This is a genomic window from Undibacterium sp. RTI2.2 (genome assembly GCF_035018705.1).
Lineage (GTDB): Bacteria > Pseudomonadota > Gammaproteobacteria > Burkholderiales > Burkholderiaceae_D > Undibacterium.
In genome coordinates this window covers 64564-85271 of sequence record NZ_JASJXN010000020.1, presented here as the reverse complement: position 1 = coordinate 85271, position 20708 = coordinate 64564, and the positions used below count along the sequence as shown (strand labels likewise).

Below are 20708 nucleotides of genomic sequence, written 5' to 3'. Positions count from 1 at the left end.
CTGTTTTTAAAAAATGAAGAGATAAGTTATCGGAACACACTAATCCTAAATTGATAGAATTGACTCAAACCCCGCGCGCACGATCTGCATGGAACTGCGCAACAAACTCTGGAAAACGTTCGTCATCTAATGACTGACGTATGCCCTTCATCAGTTCCAGGTAGTAATGCAAATTGTGGATAGTATTGAGACGGGCACCCAGGATTTCGCCTGTGCGGTGCAGGTGATGCAAATAAGCGCGGGAGAAGTTTTTGCAGGCATAGCAAGAACAGGTGTCGTCCAGCGGTGCTTTCTCTTCTTTGTAGCGGGCGTTCTTGATTTTGATGTCGCCATAGCGGGTAAAAATCCAGCCATTACGTGCATTGCGGGTTGGCATGACGCAGTCGAACATATCGATACCGTTTGCCACACCGGCGACCAGATCTTCTGGTGTGCCGACGCCCATCAGATAATGCGGTTTGTTCTCTGGCAAGCGCGGGCCAACATGTGCCAGGACGCGCAACATGTCTTCTTTTGGCTCGCCAACGGATAAGCCACCGATGGCAATACCATCAAAATTAAATTCATTTAGGGCCGCCAACGATTCGTCTCGCAGATGTTCAAACATACCGCCCTGCACGATGCCGAAGAGAGCATTGGGATTTCCACCCTGATCAAACTCATTTTTTGACCGCTGTGCCCAGCGCAAGGACATGCGCATGGACTTGGCGGCTTCTTCTACTGTCGCCGGGCGGCCATCGATCTCATACGGTGTGCATTCATCAAACTGCATCACGATATCGGAATTGAGTGCGCACTGAATTTGCATGGAGATTTCCGGCGATAAAAATAAGCGCTCGCCACTGATTGGTGACGCAAACTTTACACCCTCTTCCGTGATCTTACGCATCGCCCCAAGCGAGAACACCTGAAAGCCGCCGGAGTCGGTCAAAATCGGTTTATCCCAGCCCATAAAGTCATGCAGACCGCCAAACTTATTGATAACACTCAAACCAGGACGCAGCCATAGATGGAAAGTATTACCCAGAATGATATGAGCATCGATTTCTTTCAGTTCCAACGGCGACATCGCCTTGACCGAACCGTAAGTACCGACCGGCATAAATATCGGTGTTTCGATCACTCCGTGGTTGACAGTCACACGACCGCGACGGGCGGCGGTGGTTTTGTCTTTTTTAATTAATTGAAATTCGAGCATAAGGATTTACCGACCTGTATATAAAACATTTGTAAGGTGCGCCGTGCGCACCGGAGACCTGGGTGTAATTTAGATGCCGCTATGTGTAAACTATCTTATTACTGATCAGAGGTATTAGTCAGCAACATCGCATCACCATAACTAAAAAACCGATACTCGTTGGCAATCGCATGAGCGTAGGTGGCACGAATACGATCATAGCCTGCAAACGCAGATACCAGCATCAGCAAGGTTGATTTTGGCAAATGGAAATTCGTGATAAGCCTGTCTACTGTTTTGAACACATAACCTGGCGTGATAAACAAATTAGTGTCATCGCTACCGGCCTGCAAAGTGCCCGTTTGCGACGCGGACTCCAATGCACGCATGCTGGTGGTACCCACTGCGACGACAGCTTTACCCGCCGCTTTAGTAGCGCATATTGCATCAACCGTCGCTTGCGGCACGGTGTACCACTCACTATGCATTGCGTGGTTGGCTAGCACCTCGGTACGTACTGGCTGAAAAGTCCCGGCGCCGACGTGCAAAGTCACATACGCAAAGTTAATACCTTTGGCGCTGCACGCATCTAGTAAGGCCTGATCAAAATGCAAGCCGGCGGTAGGCGCGGCCACTGCGCCAGGCACACGTGAATACACCGTTTGGTAACGGTGCTCATCAAAATCGTCAGCTTCATGATTGATGTAGGGCGGCAACGGCAAACGACCGTATTGCTCAATCAGCTCAAACACATCACCCGGGAAATGCAGAGTAAAAAATTCTCCCGCACGCTCACCGACGACGACATCAAACGCATCTGCCAAGCGGATTTTGGCGCCAGCATGCGGTGATTTGGAGGCACGCAGTTGCACATGAACGATATGCTCGTCGGCCGTATTGCTGACCACACGCTCCACCAGCATCTCAACCTTACCGCCGGTTTCTTTTACCCCGTGGAAGCGTGCTTTTAGTACGCGGGTATCATTAAATACCAGCAAATCACCCGCAGATAATTGATCGACGATGTCAGCAAAATGGCGATCCACCAATACATCACCATCAACATGCAACAAGCGCGAGGCAGAACGATCCGGCAAGGCCGTCTGCGCGATCAGGTTTTCTGGCAAATCAAAATCAAAATCACTTAAAGAGTACATGGAGAAATGGTGCTTCTAAAAAATTAATAATAAAATGAAACCAGGATGTCCAATGATTCTGCGGCTTCTGGCATGATATTGGCCTGCGAGGCTCAGAATCATTGGACATCCAAATTGGCAAGAATGGCATGCATAGACTTGATCTTTAATTGAAAAAGAGATTAAGAGACTCTCTTTTGGGCATTAAAGACAATCTAGACAATCTAGTTAAACGATACCAACAGCAATACAAGCCACTTAGTAGACCACTTAATTAGCGAAATAGTGCGCTTGCAAAAAAAGCTGCTAGACACTGTATAAAAAAACAGTAGAATGGCGCCAGACAACTTGTGATCTCAGCCCAACCGCCAACTGCAAAACCGAGCATTTTACCCTATGCCCCCTGCCCCAATAATAAAAGCAGCGAAAGTAACCAAGCCTCCCAAACAAGCAGCGCCAGCAAAAACGCCTGCCAATAAGTTGGAGGATAAGTTTGCCAAGCTAGGTTTGCGGTCTGAGATGGATTTTGTGCTGCATTTGCCCATGCGCTATGAGGATGAAACCGAAGTCACCGCCATGCGCGATGCGGGTTTCCGGGGTGGCAGTATGGTGCAGGTGGAAGGTTTAGTAACCGCCTGTGATGTGCAATACCGGCCAAGACGGCAACTGGTTGTGACTATCGCCGATGACACATCGCAAGTGGTGCTGCGCTTTTTAAATTTTTACGGTAGCCAGATCTCACAAATGGCGGTCGGCATGCGGGTTCGGGCACGTGGCGAATTGCGCCATGGATTTTTTGGTGCTGAGATGGTACATCCCGCCTACAAAATGGTAAATGAAGGTGCCCCCTTACCAACGGCGTTGACACCGGTGTATCCGGCAGGTGAAGGCGTGTCGCAAACTATGCTGCGCAAACGGATAGCGACGGCTCTATCCAAGGTGGAGTGGCAAGATACTCTGGCACCCGCACTGTTAAGGGAATTGTATTTAGAGAGCTTTGAGAGCTCGGTACGTCTGCTACACAATCCACCGCCCGATGTCGACCAGCACAGCCTGATCGAGCGCGAGCATCCTGCCTGGCAGCGTATGAAGTTTGATGAACTGTTGGCGCAACAACTTTCGCTGAAACGCGCCCAGCTGGCACGTCGCTCTAAAGGTGCGACGGTATTACCTACGGTCGGTGAATTATGCAATGCGTTCGTGATGACGCTGCCGTTCACATTGACCGGTGCGCAAGAGCGCGTGCTCGCAGAAATTCGCTCCGACTTAAAACAAGCTTATCCGATGCAGCGTTTGTTGCAAGGCGATGTAGGCAGTGGGAAAACCATCGTCGCCGCACTCGCAGCAGCGCAAGCGATTGACAGCGGTTATCAAGCTGCTTTGATGGCACCGACGGAGATATTGGCAGACCAACATTTCAGAAAAATCGCCGCCTGGCTAGAACCGCTAGGCGTCAAAACTGCCTGGCTCACCGGTAGTCTGAAAAAGAAAGATAAAGAAAAAGCACAAGCCCTGATCGCTTCCGGCGAGGCACAATTAGTGATCGGCACGCATGCGCTGATTCAGGATGCGGTACAGTTTTCCAAACTTGGATTGGTGATTGTCGATGAGCAGCACCGCTTTGGCGTGGCACAGCGGTTAACGTTACGCAATAAAGGCGAGGCAGGCAAAGTCCCGCACCAATTGATGATGTCGGCCACGCCGATCCCGCGTACCTTGGCGATGACTTACTATGCTGATTTAGAAGTATCGGTGATTGATGAATTACCGCCAGGTCGCACTCCTATCGTCACCCGCGTCGTGGACCAAAACCGTCGTGACGAAGTGATAGAAAGAGTGCATGCTGCGGCACAAGACGGCAAACAGGTTTACTGGGTTTGTCCGCTGATTGAAGAATCAGAAACCTTGCAACTACAAACTGCAACCGACACCCACGCCATGCTCAGCGCAGCACTGCCTGACTTGCGCGTAGGTCTGGTGCATGGACGTCTTAAGCAATTAGAAAAGCAATCCGTGATGGATGCCTTCACCCGCAACGAGGTGCAAGTACTGGTTGCGACGACGGTGATTGAAGTCGGTGTCGATGTCCCCAATGCCAGCCTGATGGTGATAGAACATGCAGAACGTTTTGGCCTATCGCAATTACACCAGTTGCGCGGTCGGGTTGGGCGCGGCGCTGCCGCCAGTGTTTGCCTGCTACTGTATCTGGGCCCGCTGGGTGGCACAGCCAAACAACGACTGATGACCATGCGCGAAAGTACCGATGGCTTTGAAATCGCGCGTAAAGATTTAGAATTACGTGGTCCCGGCGAATTTCTCGGTGCCAGACAGTCGGGCGAGGCGATGCTGCGTTTTGCCAACCTGGAGACGGATCAATGGCTGGTCGATAAGGCGCGTGAATTGGCAGTTCAATTGCTTGCCACCGATGTACCTACCGTAGAAGCGCATTTGCAGCGCTGGCTGGGATACAAGGAAGAATTTTTACGGGTATAACGCTGACCTGTTCCGCGTCGGGCATTCTCAGTCACACTCCAAAGACGCAAGTCCTCAACAACATCATTCAATCATCATCAAAAAGACAACGACTATGCTCACAATTATTAATGCCGATCTGAATAATCCACAGCACGCTGGTGACCTCGTCATGTTACTCAACAGCTATGCCCTGGATCCCATGGGCGGCGGCGAACCTCTATCTGTATATACTCAGAATAACCTCATCCAAGAATTACAAAAACGGAGCACGATCCGAGCGATTCTGGCCTATGTTGATGATCAACCAGCAGGCTTTAGTATCTGCATTGAGGGTTTCTCCACCTTCGCCTGCAAGCCACTGCTCAATATTCATGACATCGCTGTGCTGCCGGATTATCGAGGTATGGGGATTGCTAAAAAAATCCTCGCTCATATTGAAAACATCGCCAAAGAACTGCACTGCTGCAAAATCACACTCGAAGTATTAGAAGGCAACCATCTGGCTAAGGGTATTTATCAGGATATCGGTTTCGCTGGGTATGAACTTGACCCTGCTATGGGCGGTGCGATTATGATGCAGAAAAAATTAGCCAAGTGAACTCGAGGATGGGCAATCATCCGCTGTTGTTCTCTTTTGCATCAGTCTTATGTATTAAGCCTGCGAATTAAAATAGAATAGTCGTACTTTTTTCAAGTTCTGTATTTTTATTCCCTTATTCTTAAAGGCAAAACAATGACGATCGATTTTAAAGGCCGTGTGGCTATCGTAACTGGTGCAGGTGGTGGACTCGGACGTGAGCATGCGTTGGCGCTGGCCAAACGTGGCGCCAAAGTCGTCGTCAACGATTTAGGCGGCGCGCGTGATGGCTCTGGCGGATCGTCTGCTGCGGCTTTAGCCGTGGTGGAAGAAATCACTAAAGCCGGTGGCGAGGCGATTGCCAATGGCGCGTCCGTCACGGACTTTGTCGCCGTACAAGCGATGGTCAAACAGGCGATGGATACCTGGGGTCGGGTCGACATCCTGATCAATAACGCAGGGATCTTGCGCGATAAGAGTTTTGCCAAAATGGAGCTGGACGATTTTAAACTGGTGATGGATGTGCATCTGATGGGAGCAGTCAACTGCTGCAAAGCGGTTTGGCCGATCATGACTGAACAGAAATATGGTCGTATCGTGATGACCACATCCTCCTCGGGTTTGTACGGCAATTTTGGACAATCCAATTACAGCGCCGCCAAACTGGCACTGGTTGGCTTGATGCAAACCCTGTCGCTGGAAGGTGCGAAAAACGACATCCGAGTAAATAGTCTGGCACCAACTGCAGCAACCCGCATGACAGAAAGCCTGTTCCCTGAAGCCATGCTGCAAGCACTGCAACCGTCTGATGTTGTGCCGGCGATGCTGGTATTGGCAGCAGACAGCGCACCAACGCGCACGATTTTATGTGCCGGTGCTGGCAGCTTTGAAGCAGCTCATATCACCATGACACAAGGTGCCTGGATCGGTCGCGGCGACGACGCACCAGAGCGTCTGGCGGCACAACTGGCCGATATCAAAAATCGTGATGGCGAGATCGTGCCGGAAAGTGGTACCGCGCAAGGACATCATGAACTGACGCGTGCCATGAGTAAAATGGCATAGCAGATCTATAAATGTCCAACGATGGAAAAGTGCTGCGTGAATGATGCAAGACTCGAGGCAACATTTTTCTGTCGATACCGCCGTATCACTTGCAAATACACACCAAAACCACAGATTTTTTTGCCTTTTACACAAGTAGAAAAAATTTATACTCCCCATCTGTATGGCAGAATAATGCCTAATTGTCCAATAAAAATATAGACAATTAAAAATACTCCCCTCATTTCCATCTTTTCATCGACAACAAAGATAAGCACTTGCTGACGCTGGCAAAAGTCTGTGCCACACTGGGGTCTAATAGCAACTAAATTGGGAGATGCGTTCAGCCCAAAGCGCAGGATGGCAAGGCGCATCTCTTGCTGAGGCTGGAGCCTCAGCAAGAGATGCAACGCGGTTCATCGTGCGCTTTGGACTGAACCCTTCGGGAATGGCCTAACCGGGTACATGGCGTTGTTGCAAATCGCTTATAGTGCTTGCACTATTGCTCTCTTTGCGCCTAGCCCTGTACCCGTTTAGACTCATTCGCGCTCCCGACTTAGTTGCTAATAGATTGCTAATAGACCCCGCGCCATGACACTCACAGAATTAAAATACATCGTCGCAGTCGCCCGCCAAAAGCACTTTGGTCACGCGGCTGAAGCCTGTTTTGTCGCGCAGCCGACCTTGTCAGTTGCCATCAAAAAACTCGAAGAAGAACTGGGTGTTACCATTTTTGAGCGTGGTGGCACCGAAGTTTCTACCACGCCGCTTGGTGCACAAATCGTGGCACAAGCTGAACGGGTGTTAGAACAAACCGCCGCTATTAAAGAAATCGCGAAACAAAACAAAGATCCGTTGGCAGGTCCTTTCCGCCTTGGTGTGATTTACACAGTAGGCCCTTACTTGTTACCAACGCTGGTCAAAACGATGATCAAGCAAGTACCGCAAATGCCCTTGGTGCTGCAAGAAAATTTCACTGTTAAATTGATGGAGCTATTGCGTCAGGGTGAACTGGATGCCGCCATCATGGCATTGCCCTTGCCCGATCAACGCATGATGGTGCAAGCCCTGTATGACGAGCCATTTGTAGTCGCAACACCGCGTGATCATATCTGGGCGGATCGCACTGAAGTCTCCACTGCAGAACTTAAATCCGAAACCATGCTGTTGCTAGGCAACGGTCATTGCTTCCGCGATCAAGTGCTGGAAGTCTGTCCTGAAATGTCGCGATTCTCTACTGCTGGCGACGGAATTGCCCGCAGTTTTGAAGGCTCGTCGCTAGAAACCATACGTCATATGGTCGCCTCTGGCATTGGCATCACTGTCTTGCCGATGGCCTCGGTACCTGATCTGGAAACCAAAGATGGCATGCTGCGCTATCTGCCATTTAGTGATCCGGTTCCCGAGCGACGCGTTGTCATTGCATGGCGCAAAAGCTTTACCCGTCAAGCGGCAATTGAAGCGATTCGCCAAGCGGTATTGGCCTGCGACTTGCCAGGTGTCAGGATGCTGGACGAAGCGGCGAGCGCGCAATAATACCTAGCCTAGCTTTCTGATATTCCGCCGGGCATACGCTCGCTTTCCGTTCTTTTTTATCATTGGCTTGCGGTTCGCTGCGACCTTGCAATGTCGCCACCAGCGCTGCAATATCATTAAAACTCCAATCAACTCTTCATACTAACTATGGCTTGGTTCATTTTATTTATTGCGGGTTTGCTCGAAGTCGTCTGGGCTATCGGCCTCAAATATACCGATAACTTCTCGCGCCTTTGGCCCTCGGTCGGCACAGTGACTGCGATGGCTGCGAGCGTCTGGCTGCTTTCTCTGGCGATGAAAACGCTGCCAGTCGGCACTGCTTATGCGGTCTGGACTGGCATAGGCGCAGTCGGTACCGTAATCATGGGCATTATTTTATTTGGCGATGCAGCCACAGTCACTCGACTGATGTGCATGGGGCTGATCATCGCAGGCATTGCCGGACTCAAGTTTTTATAAGCCTTAGTTTGAAGACGACCGATGACCATGCTGACCACTCAAATCACGACGTCCCGCTTGCAATTACGCGTACTGAATCCCGAGGACGCGCCGCTATTACAAGCCTATCTAATCAAAAACCGATTGCATTTAGCTGCATGGGAGCCCGTGCGTGACGACAGTTTTTTTACATTGGAACAGTGCCGGCAACGTTTGATTAGCAGTTGTTTAAATATAGAGGCAGGCCAGTCACTGGCGCTGGCCGTTTTTCTACAAAATTCGCCGCAACTCATTGGCACCTGTAACTTTAGCAATATCGTGCGTGGCGTCTTTCAGGCATGTCACTTGGGCTATGCGATCGACGCTGAGGCAGAGGGAAAGGGCTATATGCTGGAGGCGGTGCAAGCGGGCATACAGCACATGTTTCAGCAGCAAGGATTGCACCGAATCATGGCAAACCATGTTCCCGAAAACATCCGTAGCGCCGCGCTGTTACAACGGCTCGATTTTGCGCGAGAAGGTCTCGCCAAATCCTATCTTAAAATCAACGGCGTCTGGCGCGATCACGTCCTCAACTCGTTGGTCAATGTCGATGATACAGGCGGTTAAATCTGACGATACCGCCATGATTCAGAAGCCGGGATCATCGATGTATAAATATTTGTAACCGGGATGTTTTTCGGCAGAAGAATCGGGCAAGATGTCATCTGAATTATCTGGTGATCTTTTGTCACCAGAGCTCATCTGAGATTGTCCACGACCATACTAGCCCTCCTGATCTGATATTTTATGCTGACGAAATCACGCCATCTATTTGCTCTCACTCTTGTTGTGTCTTCCGTGTTATCTGCCTGTGGTGGCGGTGGCGGCGGTTCCGCGACGACGACCCCGCCAGCGCCCGTAACGGGCTCGACCACACTGGTTGCCTCAAGTACCGTTCAGAACCTATGCCAATCACCTCGCACTGGCTTGGATCCTTTGAATGGCAACACGCCCTACCCCGACAAACAAGGAACGCTCGCCAACGAAAAAACCTGGCTGCGCTCCTGGATTGATGAAACTTATCTTTGGTATAAAGAAGTACCAACGACGCTCAATCCAGACAATTACAGTTCAGCGATTACTTATTTTAATGACCTTAAAACTAATGCAATTACCGCTTCCGGCAAACCTAAAGATCAGTTCCATTTTACTTATACGTCCGCAGAATGGGATACGTTAATTCAGCAAAGCGTAGAACTGGGTTATGGCATCAATTGGGCAACCAGTCCTAGCGGTACTAAGCCACGCAAATGGGTTATTACTTATGTAGAGTCAGGCTCACCATCGGCCAATGCGGGCTTGCGTCGTGGCGATCAATTATTCTCCGTCGACAATGTCGACTTTTTGAACAGCTCAGACAGTGCCAGCGTGGCCGCATTAAATGCTGGCTTATTCCCGGCAACCGCGGGTGAAACACATCAATTCGTGGTCACGCGTGCCGGTAGTAATATCGGCGTCAGTCTTGCTGCCAGCAATGTCACGACCACGCCCGTGCAGAACGTTAAAACCATCGCCACCGCGACTGGCAATGTTGGCTATCTGACCTTCAACAGCCATAATGCCGTATCAGAATTGCAGTTGATCAATGCAATCAATCAACTTAAGTCTGCGGGCATCACCGACCTGGTGCTGGACTTGCGCTATAACGGCGGCGGCTACTTAAACATCGCCAGCGAACTGGCTTATATGATTGCAGGCCCGACCGCCACCGCAGGTAAAACCTTTGAGCAAACTCAATTTAACGATAAATACTTACCAGGGACACCGACGCCGTTTTATTCCACTACGCAGGGATTTTCGGCCACATCGGGACAAGCTTTACCGTATCTTGGTCTGAAAAAAGTCAGCGTATTGACCACAGCCGGGACTTGCTCCGCCAGCGAATCGGTAATCAACAGTCTGCAAGGGATTGATATTGAAGTAGATGTCATCGGCGCACAAACTTGCGGTAAGCCTTACGGTTTTAATCCGGCACCGAATTGCGGCACAACTTATTTTGCGATTCAATTTAAAGGGGTAAATAACAAAGGCTTTGGTGACTATGCTGACGGCATCCCGCCGACTTGCAGCGTTGCCGATGATTTCACCCATGCCATCGGCGATCCAGCAGAAGGGCAACTAGCAGCCGCCTTAAGCTACCGCAACAACCGTGTCTGCCCTGCCGCCAGCAGCGGCGTTCAATTGCCGGGACAAGCTCTATCTAGTCCAATGCTATTAGTCCGTCCGATATCAAAAGAAATCGCGATCTACACCGCAGGCAAAAAATGAAAAGCAGCCGCCACAATTTCCGTTTGTTAAACAAATCCAGTTGTGGCTTGCTGGCAGGCGTATCGCTGGTGGCGTGCCAGGCCATCAACGCCTCTGCCGAGGTACCGGCTCATCTAACATCAGCGGCTGCAGCACAAACTAGCGTGCAGCAGCAGTTGCGACAAATGGTAGCAAGCTCCTTAAACGTGGATATCTCTGTAGTCAATTTAGCAGACGATACATTGATCAACAGCAGCCAGTTTGTTTTCGCGCGCACTCCGCGTTATGACTCGTCAGGCCAACTGATGCAAGGCCGCGTAGTCGAACCCGTCAATGTATTTAAGCTGGTATTGCGTGACCAGCAATGCTGGCTGGACTATCAGGGAACGGTACAACATCCAGCAAAAAAAATACGCCTGGCCGAAGCGCAATGCAAACCAGAGTAAAGGCAACGATAAGCGATAAAATAGAGGAGCCTATCATATACTCCCCACTATTTTTCAGTTTTTAGCCTTATTGTCCAATGATTCTCTGGACGATTAAATATACTGACCATGAGTATATTATTTTGATTATGTTCAGATTGGGTTTTGATGGCGTTGTATTGGTGGGGTATTGCATTTGCATGTCATTCCGGCGTGGGTTTAGCCTGACTGACGCCCCATCTCGTTTGAACATCAACATTCAATCTGAACAAAGACATTTTCTCTAGTCCCTAAGTCATCCATTTTCTAATTCCCAAGCTGACTAAAATCCAATGAACTGCGTTTGCTTCTAGCGAAACTGACACCAGATCGCCGCCAGTTCTTCGTTTTAGCTTAGGTCTGACGCTATACTCCCAGCATTCTTGCGCTAGGTTATTTGCTAAAGGTAAAACTGATGATGTCACCCTCCCGTGTAGTCGCTACTTTCATCCATCGTTCCTCGACAACTGTGCTTTGGCTGTGCACTGCTTTTGCTCTGGCATCCGGCTCGCATGCAGTCTTGGCACAAACCACTGCGGCGTCTGCAACTACGAACACGACCGCAACTACAAATTTATCCCTCAGCATTCCCGCCATACCTGCACGTCCCAAAGTTGCCTTGGTTTTATCCGGTGGCGGCGCGCGTGGCTTTGCGCATATTGGCGTGTTGCGCGCATTGCGGGCGCAACGGGTACCGGTGGATATTGTGGTTGGTACCAGCATGGGTGCGGTAGTCGGTGGTGCCTATGCGGCGGGACGATCGGTCAGCGAGCTGGAACAATTAGTGCGTGAAACCGCCTGGGACCGCGTACTGGCAGACCGGCCAGCGCGCTACGATCTGGATTTCCGGCGCAAAGAAGAAGATCAGTTACTGCCATCCCGTATCGAGCTTGCCATCACTAAAGCTGGCGTATCTTTACCGCCAGCCGCCGCAGGCAATGCTGCGCTGGAACAAGCGTTGACCCGCTTGTTACCGCAAGGTATGCGCGACCGTCCGATCAACCAGTTGGGTTTACCGTTTCGCACGGTTGCCTCCGATTTATTGACGGGGGATTTAGTCGAGCTTAGCGATACGCCGTTATTTTTAAGCATGCGGGCATCGCTGGCGTTACCTGGTGTTTTCGCTCCGGTGCGGCTGAATCAAAGGCTGGTCGTCGACGGCGGTCTGGTGCGTAATCTGCCGGTCGAACTGGCTCGCGCTATGGGGGCGGATATTGTGATTGCAGTCAATGTCGGGACTCCACTGGCAAAAGAGAGCGAACTCAGTAGTGCCTTCGGCGTGGCGCAGCAGATGCTGCAAATTCTGACCGAGCAAAACGTGCAACGCTCGATTAAAGAATTGGGCAGCAAGGATGTATTGATCGCACCGGATTTATCGGGGATTAGTTTTTTAGATTTCGCTCAGTTCGAAAAAACCATCAAAGCGGGAGAAGATGCTGCCAATAAAATGGCACCGCGTCTGCAACATCTGAGCGTGAGTGCCGAACAATATTCCCTGCTTGATCAGCAACGTCTGGCTGCCACCGCCACGCCGGACGATGTCACCCAAGCCCTACCTATCGCTAAAATTGAGGTAGAAAGTCACGGCTATATCAACCCCAAAGCTCTGGTCACGCAATCCGGTCTGCGCGAGGGACAATCGCTTACTCCGGATCAGATTCGTCAGGCAACATCGCGCTTATATGGTCGCGGCGACCTCGACAATGTGGAGACCGAAATCACCGACGATAACGGTCAGCGTAGCGTAGTGATCAAACCGACTGAATCCAATTCTAGCCGCAACCGTCTGCGCGTCGGACTGGAACTATCGAGTGATTTTTCTGATGATAATCAATTTGCGCTGAGCTTTATGCATATTGCCTCCTCACTCAATAGCTACGGTGCTGAACTGCGTACCGTGGCAAAAATCGGTAGCCAGCGACAGTTTGGCACACAGTTATGGCAACCGCTGGCATCCGGCTCCCCCTGGTATGTGGCGCCGTCGCTGGAGTTTGGCGCATCTGGTATCGATTTATTCCAGCAAGGTCGCAAAATTTATCGTGTAAGCGCACGTACTACCAGCAGTAGTCTGGTGCTGGGGCGCGAATTAGATAATTGGGGTGATATTCAAATTGGACTGAGTCGCCGCTTTGGCAAATATAATGTAATTTTGCCGGAAGATGTGAATGCGCCTGGTGCACGTAGTTACGACACTACCCAATTTGTTCAGCTACGGATTGATACGCTAGACTCGCTGGCGTTTCCGACACAGGGGAATTTATTAACAGCACTGTGGGAGCGCTCGCCAAGCAAGGATACAGGCGAATCTTCTTTGGCGCGATCATCACTGACAGGCCTGACGGCGTTCCAAACCGGTGATTGGGCGGGACATCTGTATGGTGAATGGTCGCATGCGCAACGCGGCTTTGCCTCTAGTTCATTGGGGGGATTTTTACGCTTGTCTGGTACCACGGCTGATTCGCTGGACGGCAATACGATTTTACTAGGGCGCGCCGTCATCGCACGCCGCATAGGCAATATGCCAACGACGTTGGGTGGTGCAATACGACTGGGCTTCTCGGCAGAATTAGGCGGCGGTTTTGGGGCAGAACAACCACTACGTTTTGGTAATTTAAAACGAGCAGGTAGCGCTTTTATCGCAATGGACACCCGCTTTGGCCCCTTGTATTTTGGTGCGGGTGCAACTCATGGTGACAGCTCTAGTTTGTATCTTTTCCTCGGGCCGGTTTGGTGATATTGGGTACATGCTCGGTAGTTTCCTGACGTCGCAGCATTGTCAATGCTGAAAATTCCCATGAGCGGAATCCCAACAGCAACGTAAAACCATCACGTGCCGCTGCTGGCAAACGACGATCATCTTGATGTGATTGCGCCATTTCTGCCACCAACTGATGAATTTTTTGTACTACTTCTTGCGCGCTGGCGACAGACAATCTGGCAGGTACGCAGAGCACTGTTTCACCATGTCCATCAAAGCGACCATTAAAAAAATCGCTGACAATATGTTCCCGAAAATATTGCTGTACCGGGCCATCAGGCCGCCAATGAAAAGCGCTAGAGACATTTAAGCGATAGCGGTTATGCGGTCGTAGTTCTATCAATTCCAGACGATCCAGAGCCACCAGTTGCAAGATGCATTCCGATTCAGAAAGATTGTAGGTTTCTACAATCTGCTCCAGCGTCCAATGTCCTAGACAACAGATCGCTACCAGTAATAATTTGGGATCGGACATCAAGGATTTCTCTTGCGCCAAGGTCAAATTATCAGAATGCGGCGTCACATCAGCGGCCTGACGCAACACATCTTCTAGCGCAATCCCCGCCGCTTTACAGATCGCAGCAAGACGCGACAAGGCCATATCTTTTTGCGCAAACATCCGCTTCATACTGGATTCGCTCATGCCTATACGCTCAGCCAATACTTTGTAGGTGACGCCAGCTGCACGCAGCTCATGGCGTAAGACCTGCAACACCAATTCGGGAGAACTCATAAATGTCTTCTTTAAAGTAGGACTCACACAAAACCGACCCGGCTGCGTTGCGACGCCGTGTCGGGACAATTTTTCGTCAGTCTTATAAAGTTCAAAACAGAACAAAAATACTAGAAAAGTACCGCAGAACAGTACCTAAGATATCGTACTTCGCATCTTCGCACAATTAGCTAGTACGTCAGGAAAATGTTTGCAACACTGCGCTCCGAGGTCAAGCATCACTGTTTTAAGAGAGTTTTAAGACAAACATCGCGAGACCTGCTTGGAGTAAGACCGACTGAGATGCGATAGCGAATATACCGATAGCAACTCAAGAGGAAACTTCTAAAAACTCATTTATCGAGGCAATCATGTTCAAAGCAAAATCCATTTTTTTCGCCAGCATCGCCAGCTTACTGTTAGGTACAGCCGCCACCAGCGCAATGGCCGCTGATGCAACCACAACAGAAGCAGGCGCTTATGCAGGTCTCAACATTGCAGCTCAAGCCAAATACGACCACGACTGCTTAGGCTCAGTTAGTTGCGATAACAAAGCAAGCTCCAGCGGTAAGATTTACGCTGGTTATATGGGAGCGCCATCTTTGTTTGAGGGCGTGAATGTGTCTCAAGGTGTTGAGCTGATGTATTACAAAGTAGGTAGCGCTACTGAAACCTTTTCTAGTCTGAGAAGATCAACCAGCACTAAGGGACTGGGAGCGTCTTATGTGTTGCAAGCCAACTTCAATGATTTTTCTGTAAATGGCCGTTTAGGTGTCGCTTATACCGACGACAAATCTAGTTCTACGAATTACCTCCTGCCTGTAGGTGCCGTGGAGTCCGACCAACATCGCTTTGCCCCATTGGTTGGTGTAGGTGCGCGTTACTCGCTCACTAAAAATATCAGCTTAAATGCCGACTACGATCGCCTCCAAAGTGACCACACAGGCGCGGTCAATATGTTCTCACTCGGCGTAGGTTACAAGTTCTAAATCTGCAGTCTTCATGAGTCATTAAAGATGTCATAGATGAGAGGTGGGCGACATCGCCAACCTCTCATCTGACGAGTAAAAATGGAGGAATCCTCAGATGAATACCGTGCCCAAATATTCTCTCGCTACCAGCGCTGTTGCCACTGTTGTTGCCATCGGTGTGTTGATCACAATCGCTTTTTTTTCTGGGATGGTAATAGGAGCGAAGCGACAAACTAGCCAGACCGGAATCCATCAAATACCCGGTGTGGACGCTGCCGCTGCTGCGATCATCAAAGACAAAAATATCGATGAAAAGCCGAAGCGTAAATTCGTAGTTTTGACTTAAGTTCTCAAACAAGTACCACATACTGAAGCTATCAATTTACGCTTAAATGATTAAGACTCACCGAATAAGTTTAATCAGTGATGCCAACTCAGTTAAGCCTAATAAGTTAAGCCTAATAAGTTAAGACTAACTCAGGCGCTGATTCGTTACTGGATCAAACCAATGCAGTACATCGGCGGTAAAACCTGCCGTCGTGCGCTGCCCCGCCTCTACCGGCGTCCCCGTCGGTGTACGAATCACCACCGCTTGTCCGGCACAATTGCCATGTACCAGCAAATCCGCGCCTAAGGATTCCACCAGTTCTACTTCTAGCGGCAAACCGGGCATGCCTATCAATAAATGCTCTGGACGTACACCCATGATCAGATCGTGATTGACGATCTGATCAGCAATTGACTTCAAGACTGGCAAATTGACACTGGCTTGACCGAATTGTATTTGCCGCCCATCCGCACTAACTTTGCCGCGCAATAAATTCATCGGTGGCGAGCCGATAAAACTAGCGACAAAGGTCGTTGCCGGTTTACTATAAACCTCGGCTGGCGTGCCGATCTGCTCTGCCTTGCCAGCATTCATCACTATCATGCGCTGCCCCAAAGTCATTGCTTCGACCTGATCATGCGTGACATATAAACTGGTTGTGCCTAAGGTACGATGGAGTTTTTGGATTTCTAAGCGCATCTGTACCCTTAGCTTGGCATCCAGATTGGATAAGGGTTCATCGAATAAAAAAACAGCTGGCTCACGCACAATTGCACGTCCCATAGCGACGCGCTGACGCTGGCCACCAGAGAGCTGGCGCGGCGTGCGTTGCAATAGCTCACCCAGCTCCAAAATCTTTGCTGCCTTTTGTACCCGCAACTCAATATCGTCTTTAGAAAACCGACGTATCTTCAAGCCATACGCCATGTTTTGGTACACCGTCATATGCGGATACAGGGCATAGTTTTGGAACACCATCGCGATATCTCTATCTTTGGGTTCAAGCTGATTAACGACGCGATCCCCAATCACTACCTCGCCAGAAGTAATCTCTTCTAAGCCGGCGACCATGCGCAATAAAGTCGATTTACCGCAGCCTGATGGGCCGACAATGACAATGAATTCGCCATCAGCAATATCCATCGACACACCATGAATCACATCAACGGCCTTATCAGCCTTGCCATAGGTTTTTTTGACAATCTTTAAATGGACTTGAGCCATGATGATTCTTTTATCCCGTTTTGAGAGAGTGTGGTGAATAGCAATCTTTGCTTTGCGTACAGACAGTCGGTGGCGCAGTCTTTAGCGGAGTTGCAGCTAAGTTATAGCTGAGTTGTAGCTGAATTGCGCTTACTTCTCAGAATCAACCAAGCCTTTGACAAACCATTTTTGCATGATCACGATCAGCAATCCCGGTGGCAACATCGCCAGTAATAAAGTCGCCATGACCAGATTCCATTCCACCGCAGCGTCGCCACCAGCGATCATCTGTTTAATACCAATACCGATCGGATACATACCTTGTTCGGTAGAGATTAACAAAGGCCATAAATATTGGTTCCAGCCATAAATAAACATGATGACAAAAAGTGCAATCACATTGGTGCGCGATAAGGGCCAGAGTACATCTTTAAAGAAACGTAATGGTCCGGCGCCGTCGATGCGCGCCGCCTCTGCCAACTCTTCAGGTACCGTCAGAAAGAATTGCCTGAACAAAAAAGTCGCCGTAGCAGAAGCGATTAAAGGGATCGTCAAGCCAGCATAAGAATTGAGCATGGATAAATCGGACACGACTTTATAGGTAGGAGAAATCCTTACTTCTACCGGCAACATCAAGGTTACAAAAATCATCCAAAAAAACCAGGTTCTCCCAGGAAAACGAAAATACACCAGCGCAAATGCCGACAACATAGAGATAGCTATTTTTCCGATGGCAATCATCAGTGCAGATACCAGACTCACCCACAACATTCTGGCCACCGGACTGGTAGAAACATTGCCGGACGCGCCGCTACTTAATACCGTAGAAAAATTCTGGACGAACTGATTACCGGGCAACAAAGACATCGGTGCCAGCGCGCTTTGTTCTGCGGTCTGGGTACTGGCAACTACGGCAATATAGATGGGAAAAGCCACAATCAGCACACCGATGATTAAAACCAGGTGACTGATGAAATCCAATATTGGACGACGCTCTATCATGGACTGACTTTCACTTAAGGGACTGCAATCAGATCGCGCTACATAGTTGAGGTAAATCAGATTTACTTCAGTTGTAATTAAGGTTCACTTCAAGCATTGCAGAGGAATTTTTCATATACTCCCCCACTATTTTATGAAATATGGCTGATCGTCCAATGATTATATGGACAACTAAATATACTCACTGACAGTATGCTATTTATCCTGACAAGTACAAAGCTTATGAATACTGTACTTTTTTCTCTACATATTTAAACTGGACAATCGTCAACACAATCACGATTGTCATCAAAATCACCGATTGTGCTGCCGCACTGCCGAGATCGCCGCCCTTAAAACCATCGTTAAAAACGCGGTAGACCAAGATTTCTGTCTCCTTACTCGGGCCGCCCTGGGTAGTAGCTTCGACAATCGCAAAGGTATCAAAAAACGCGTAGACAATATTCACGACCAGCAGAAAAAATGAGGTCGGTGATAGTAAAGGAAAGACAATCGTGGTGAAACGTTTTACCGGTCCTGCACCGTCAATTGCCGCTGCTTCAATCAAAGATTTGGGGATCGATTGCAAACCCGCCAGAAAAAATAAAAAGTTATAACTAATTTGCTTCCAGACTGCGGCTAACACAATCAAAATCATCGCGTGTTGCCCGTTCAGCAAACTATTCCACTCAATACCAATATGCCGCAAAGCATGGGCAACAATACCTAAAGTCGGGTTCAGTAAAAACATCCACAACACGCCGACGACTACCGGTGACACGGCATACGGCCAGATCAAAAATGTTTTGTAGACCGCCGCACCTTTAACAACACGGTCGGCGAATACCGCAAGGATTAAGGAGATACTTAAGCCAGAGACAGCGACTAAAATCGAGAATAATGCGGTAGTTTTGAAGGACTCTAAATAACTCGGATCAGCAAACAACGCTTTAAAATTATCCAACCAGACAAATTGAGTGGACATCCCAAACGCATCTTGTAGCAGTACCGATTGATACAGAGCTTGTACTGCAGGCCAGAAAAAAAACAGTAGCGTCACAATGATTTGTGGCGCTACCAATGCGTAAGGAAGCCATGCAGAACGAAAACGGGCGCGTTTTTCCAAGGTCAGCCTATAAGTGAAATCAATTTCTAAAATAAAAAATTGCGAATGATCTGCGATCTTTAATCACAAATAATTCATTCATTTATTTATTGGCTTTTTCAAAGCGTTCTAATAACTCGTTACCACGCCCGACTGCGTTATCCAAGGCCTCTTTCGCGGTCTTTTTCCCACTCCAGACGGATTCCAGCTCTTCATCCATGATAGTCCGTATCTGGACGAAATTACCAAGGCGAATTCCACGCGATTTATCCGTCGTTTTGACTATCATCTGTTGCACGGCGATATTCGGACCAGGATTTTTATCGTAGAAACCAGACTTCTTCGTCAGCTCATACGCGGCGTTGGTAATGGGCAGGTAACCCGTTTCCTGATGCCATTTCGCTTGCACTTCTGGTTGAGATAAAAATTTATAGAACTTGGCAACCGCTTTATATTCGTCAATCTTTTTTCCGCTCATCGTCCATAAGGATGCGCCACCAATAATGGTATTTTGCGGCGCACCCGCAGCATCCGAGTAGTAGGGAAGTGGCGCTACCGCAAATTTGAATTTCGCATTTTTTACCACGTTGCCATATGCCGAACTGGATGAAGTCAGCATGCCACATTCACCTGAATAGAATTTCGCTTCTGGTTCATTCTTACGACCGGCATAAGTAAAGTAACCTTGTTTAGCCCAGTTCGCCATATTCTCAATATGCTTGACCTGTAACGGACCATTAAATTTCAGCCTGGCATCCAGTCCACCGAAACCATTACCTTTGGAAGCAAACTCAACGTTGTGCCAGGCAGAAAAACTTTCCAGATGTACCCAAGTTTGCCAGCCAGTGGTGAAACCACATTTTTCGCCATTTGCTTTTAAACGGGCGGCAGCAGCAACCACTTCTTGCCAGGTCGCCGGGGCTTTATTGGGGTCCATCCCTGCTTTGGCGAACATGTCTTTGTTGTAGTAAAAAACTGTCGTCGAACTATTGAAAGGGAAAGACACCATTTCACCTTTTGGCGTAGTGTAGTAACCCGCAACCGCAGGTATATACACAGAAGAGTCAAATTGCTCGCCAGCTAATTTCATGACCTCAGTCACCGGCTTGATCGCACCTTTGGAATACATCATGGTAGCGGTGCCGACTTCAAATACTTGCAAGATATTAGGTGCATTGCCAGCGCGATATGCAGCAATAGCCGCAGCCATCGCCTCATCGTAGCTACCTTTGTAGACTGGTACGACTTTATAATCTGACTGGCTTTTATTGAATTGCTCCGAAAGCGCATTAACCCGATCACCCAGTGCGCCGGTCATCGAATGCCACCAGCTAATTTCAGTCAGCGCGTGAGCAGAATTGGATATTGTCCCCATAGCGAGCATGGCGAGAACAATGGATGTGAATTTAATTTTCATCATTGTCTTTCTTTTTAATTTTTTTAAAAATCTGGAGCCAGCTTTGTAAGCAAGTGAACTCCGGATTTGTCTCAGATTGTCTCAAATCTTTTCTTTA

At 49.0% G+C, this 20708-nt stretch carries 18 protein-coding genes; 11 read left to right on the top strand and 7 right to left on the bottom strand.

Annotation, left to right across the window (positions count from 1 at the left end; all coding sequences use genetic code 11):
• Positions 1–64: 64 nt before the first annotated feature.
• On the bottom strand, positions 65–1198 hold the full coding sequence (gene tgt, locus QN395_RS12730; RefSeq protein ID WP_323492087.1) for a tRNA guanosine(34) transglycosylase Tgt: 1134 nt from the start codon (positions 1196–1198) through the stop codon (positions 65–67).
• A 98-nt stretch (positions 1199–1296) separates the two neighbouring features.
• Positions 1297–2334: a tRNA preQ1(34) S-adenosylmethionine ribosyltransferase-isomerase QueA gene (gene queA / locus QN395_RS12725; protein WP_322119826.1), complete on the bottom strand. Its 1038-nt coding sequence runs from the start codon at positions 2332–2334 to the stop codon at positions 1297–1299.
• A 375-nt stretch (positions 2335–2709) separates the two neighbouring features.
• On the opposite strand from queA, the gene recG reads away from it, so the two are divergent.
• The 9 genes from recG (at position 2710) to QN395_RS12680 (ending at position 13870) form a co-directional block, all read left to right on the top strand.
• Positions 2710–4806, top strand: a complete 2097-nt coding sequence (gene recG, locus QN395_RS12720) for an ATP-dependent DNA helicase RecG (protein ID WP_322119827.1) — start codon at positions 2710–2712, stop codon at positions 4804–4806.
• 94 nt (positions 4807–4900) lie between these two features.
• A complete protein-coding gene (locus QN395_RS12715) occupies positions 4901–5386 on the top strand; it encodes a GNAT family N-acetyltransferase (RefSeq protein ID WP_322119828.1) in 486 nt (161 codons plus the stop codon).
• A 135-nt stretch (positions 5387–5521) separates the two neighbouring features.
• Entirely contained in the window at positions 5522–6430 is a 909-nt protein-coding gene (locus QN395_RS12710; RefSeq protein WP_322119829.1) for an SDR family oxidoreductase, read from the top strand.
• Positions 6431–7000: 570 nt separating this feature from the next.
• Complete coding sequence (locus QN395_RS12705) at positions 7001–7945, top strand: LysR substrate-binding domain-containing protein (RefSeq protein WP_322119831.1); 945 nt, start codon at positions 7001–7003, stop codon at positions 7943–7945.
• A gap of 147 nt (positions 7946–8092) precedes the next feature.
• The gene (gene sugE / locus QN395_RS12700; RefSeq protein ID WP_322119832.1) at positions 8093–8404 is read left to right on the top strand and encodes a quaternary ammonium compound efflux SMR transporter SugE; all 312 of its coding nucleotides are present in this window, start codon (positions 8093–8095) and stop codon (positions 8402–8404) included.
• 21 nt (positions 8405–8425) lie between these two features.
• Positions 8426–8992, top strand: coding sequence for a GNAT family N-acetyltransferase (locus QN395_RS12695; RefSeq protein ID WP_323493107.1), 567 nt, complete (start codon positions 8426–8428; stop codon positions 8990–8992).
• A 180-nt stretch (positions 8993–9172) separates the two neighbouring features.
• A complete protein-coding gene (locus QN395_RS12690) occupies positions 9173–10693 on the top strand; it encodes a S41 family peptidase (protein WP_322119834.1) in 1521 nt (506 codons plus the stop codon).
• Complete coding sequence (locus QN395_RS12685) at positions 10690–11118, top strand: hypothetical protein (RefSeq protein ID WP_322119835.1); 429 nt, start codon at positions 10690–10692, stop codon at positions 11116–11118. The genes QN395_RS12690 and QN395_RS12685 overlap by 4 nt, the downstream gene beginning before the upstream one ends.
• A gap of 433 nt (positions 11119–11551) precedes the next feature.
• On the top strand, positions 11552–13870 hold the full coding sequence (locus QN395_RS12680) for a patatin-like phospholipase family protein (protein ID WP_323492090.1): 2319 nt from the start codon (positions 11552–11554) through the stop codon (positions 13868–13870).
• Here the strand turns inward: QN395_RS12680 and QN395_RS12675 are convergent.
• A complete protein-coding gene (locus tag QN395_RS12675; RefSeq protein ID WP_322119837.1) occupies positions 13836–14627 on the bottom strand; it encodes a helix-turn-helix transcriptional regulator in 792 nt (263 codons plus the stop codon). The genes QN395_RS12680 and QN395_RS12675 overlap by 35 nt on opposite strands.
• Before the next feature lie 350 nt (positions 14628–14977).
• Between QN395_RS12675 and QN395_RS12670 the strand changes: the two genes are divergently transcribed.
• Positions 14978–15595, top strand: a complete 618-nt coding sequence (locus QN395_RS12670; RefSeq protein ID WP_322119838.1) for an outer membrane protein — start codon at positions 14978–14980, stop codon at positions 15593–15595.
• 97 nt (positions 15596–15692) lie between these two features.
• Entirely contained in the window at positions 15693–15923 is a 231-nt protein-coding gene (locus tag QN395_RS12665) for a hypothetical protein (protein ID WP_322119839.1), read from the top strand.
• 126 nt (positions 15924–16049) lie between these two features.
• Here the strand turns inward: QN395_RS12665 and QN395_RS12660 are convergent, their stop codons facing one another.
• From QN395_RS12660 to ugpB, 4 genes are all read right to left on the bottom strand, one after another.
• Entirely contained in the window at positions 16050–17129 is a 1080-nt protein-coding gene (locus tag QN395_RS12660) for a sn-glycerol-3-phosphate import ATP-binding protein UgpC (RefSeq protein WP_322119840.1), read from the bottom strand.
• Between the two features lie 129 nt (positions 17130–17258).
• Positions 17259–18110: a sn-glycerol-3-phosphate ABC transporter permease UgpE gene (gene ugpE / locus QN395_RS12655; protein WP_322119841.1), complete on the bottom strand. Its 852-nt coding sequence runs from the start codon at positions 18108–18110 to the stop codon at positions 17259–17261.
• Positions 18111–18330: 220 nt separating this feature from the next.
• Positions 18331–19215, bottom strand: a complete 885-nt coding sequence (ugpA, locus tag QN395_RS12650) for a sn-glycerol-3-phosphate ABC transporter permease UgpA (RefSeq protein WP_323492091.1) — start codon at positions 19213–19215, stop codon at positions 18331–18333.
• 82 nt (positions 19216–19297) lie between these two features.
• On the bottom strand, positions 19298–20611 hold the full coding sequence (gene ugpB / locus QN395_RS12645) for a sn-glycerol-3-phosphate ABC transporter substrate-binding protein UgpB (RefSeq protein WP_323492126.1): 1314 nt from the start codon (positions 20609–20611) through the stop codon (positions 19298–19300).
• Positions 20612–20708: the final 97 nt, after the last annotated feature.

Coding starts and splice junctions, on each gene's coding strand:
- QN395_RS12680 (WP_323492090.1), top strand. CDS start 11,552: ATGATGTCACCCTCCCGTGTAGTCGCTACTTTCATCCATCGTTCCTCG.
- QN395_RS12665 (WP_322119839.1), top strand. CDS start 15,693: ATGAATACCGTGCCCAAATATTCTCTCGCTACCAGCGCTGTTGCCACT.
- QN395_RS12705 (WP_322119831.1), top strand. CDS start 7,001: ATGACACTCACAGAATTAAAATACATCGTCGCAGTCGCCCGCCAAAAG.
- ugpE (WP_322119841.1), bottom strand. CDS start 18,110: ATGATAGAGCGTCGTCCAATATTGGATTTCATCAGTCACCTGGTTTTA.
- recG (WP_322119827.1), top strand. CDS start 2,710: ATGCCCCCTGCCCCAATAATAAAAGCAGCGAAAGTAACCAAGCCTCCC.
- tgt (WP_323492087.1), bottom strand. CDS start 1,198: ATGCTCGAATTTCAATTAATTAAAAAAGACAAAACCACCGCCGCCCGT.
- QN395_RS12710 (WP_322119829.1), top strand. CDS start 5,522: ATGACGATCGATTTTAAAGGCCGTGTGGCTATCGTAACTGGTGCAGGT.
- QN395_RS12715 (WP_322119828.1), top strand. CDS start 4,901: ATGCTCACAATTATTAATGCCGATCTGAATAATCCACAGCACGCTGGT.
- QN395_RS12670 (WP_322119838.1), top strand. CDS start 14,978: ATGTTCAAAGCAAAATCCATTTTTTTCGCCAGCATCGCCAGCTTACTG.
- queA (WP_322119826.1), bottom strand. CDS start 2,334: ATGTACTCTTTAAGTGATTTTGATTTTGATTTGCCAGAAAACCTGATC.
- QN395_RS12660 (WP_322119840.1), bottom strand. CDS start 17,129: ATGGCTCAAGTCCATTTAAAGATTGTCAAAAAAACCTATGGCAAGGCT.
- QN395_RS12685 (WP_322119835.1), top strand. CDS start 10,690: ATGAAAAGCAGCCGCCACAATTTCCGTTTGTTAAACAAATCCAGTTGT.
- QN395_RS12675 (WP_322119837.1), bottom strand. CDS start 14,627: ATGAGTTCTCCCGAATTGGTGTTGCAGGTCTTACGCCATGAGCTGCGT.
- QN395_RS12690 (WP_322119834.1), top strand. CDS start 9,173: ATGCTGACGAAATCACGCCATCTATTTGCTCTCACTCTTGTTGTGTCT.
- QN395_RS12695 (WP_323493107.1), top strand. CDS start 8,426: ATGACCATGCTGACCACTCAAATCACGACGTCCCGCTTGCAATTACGC.
- sugE (WP_322119832.1), top strand. CDS start 8,093: ATGGCTTGGTTCATTTTATTTATTGCGGGTTTGCTCGAAGTCGTCTGG.
- ugpB (WP_323492126.1), bottom strand. CDS start 20,611: ATGAAAATTAAATTCACATCCATTGTTCTCGCCATGCTCGCTATGGGG.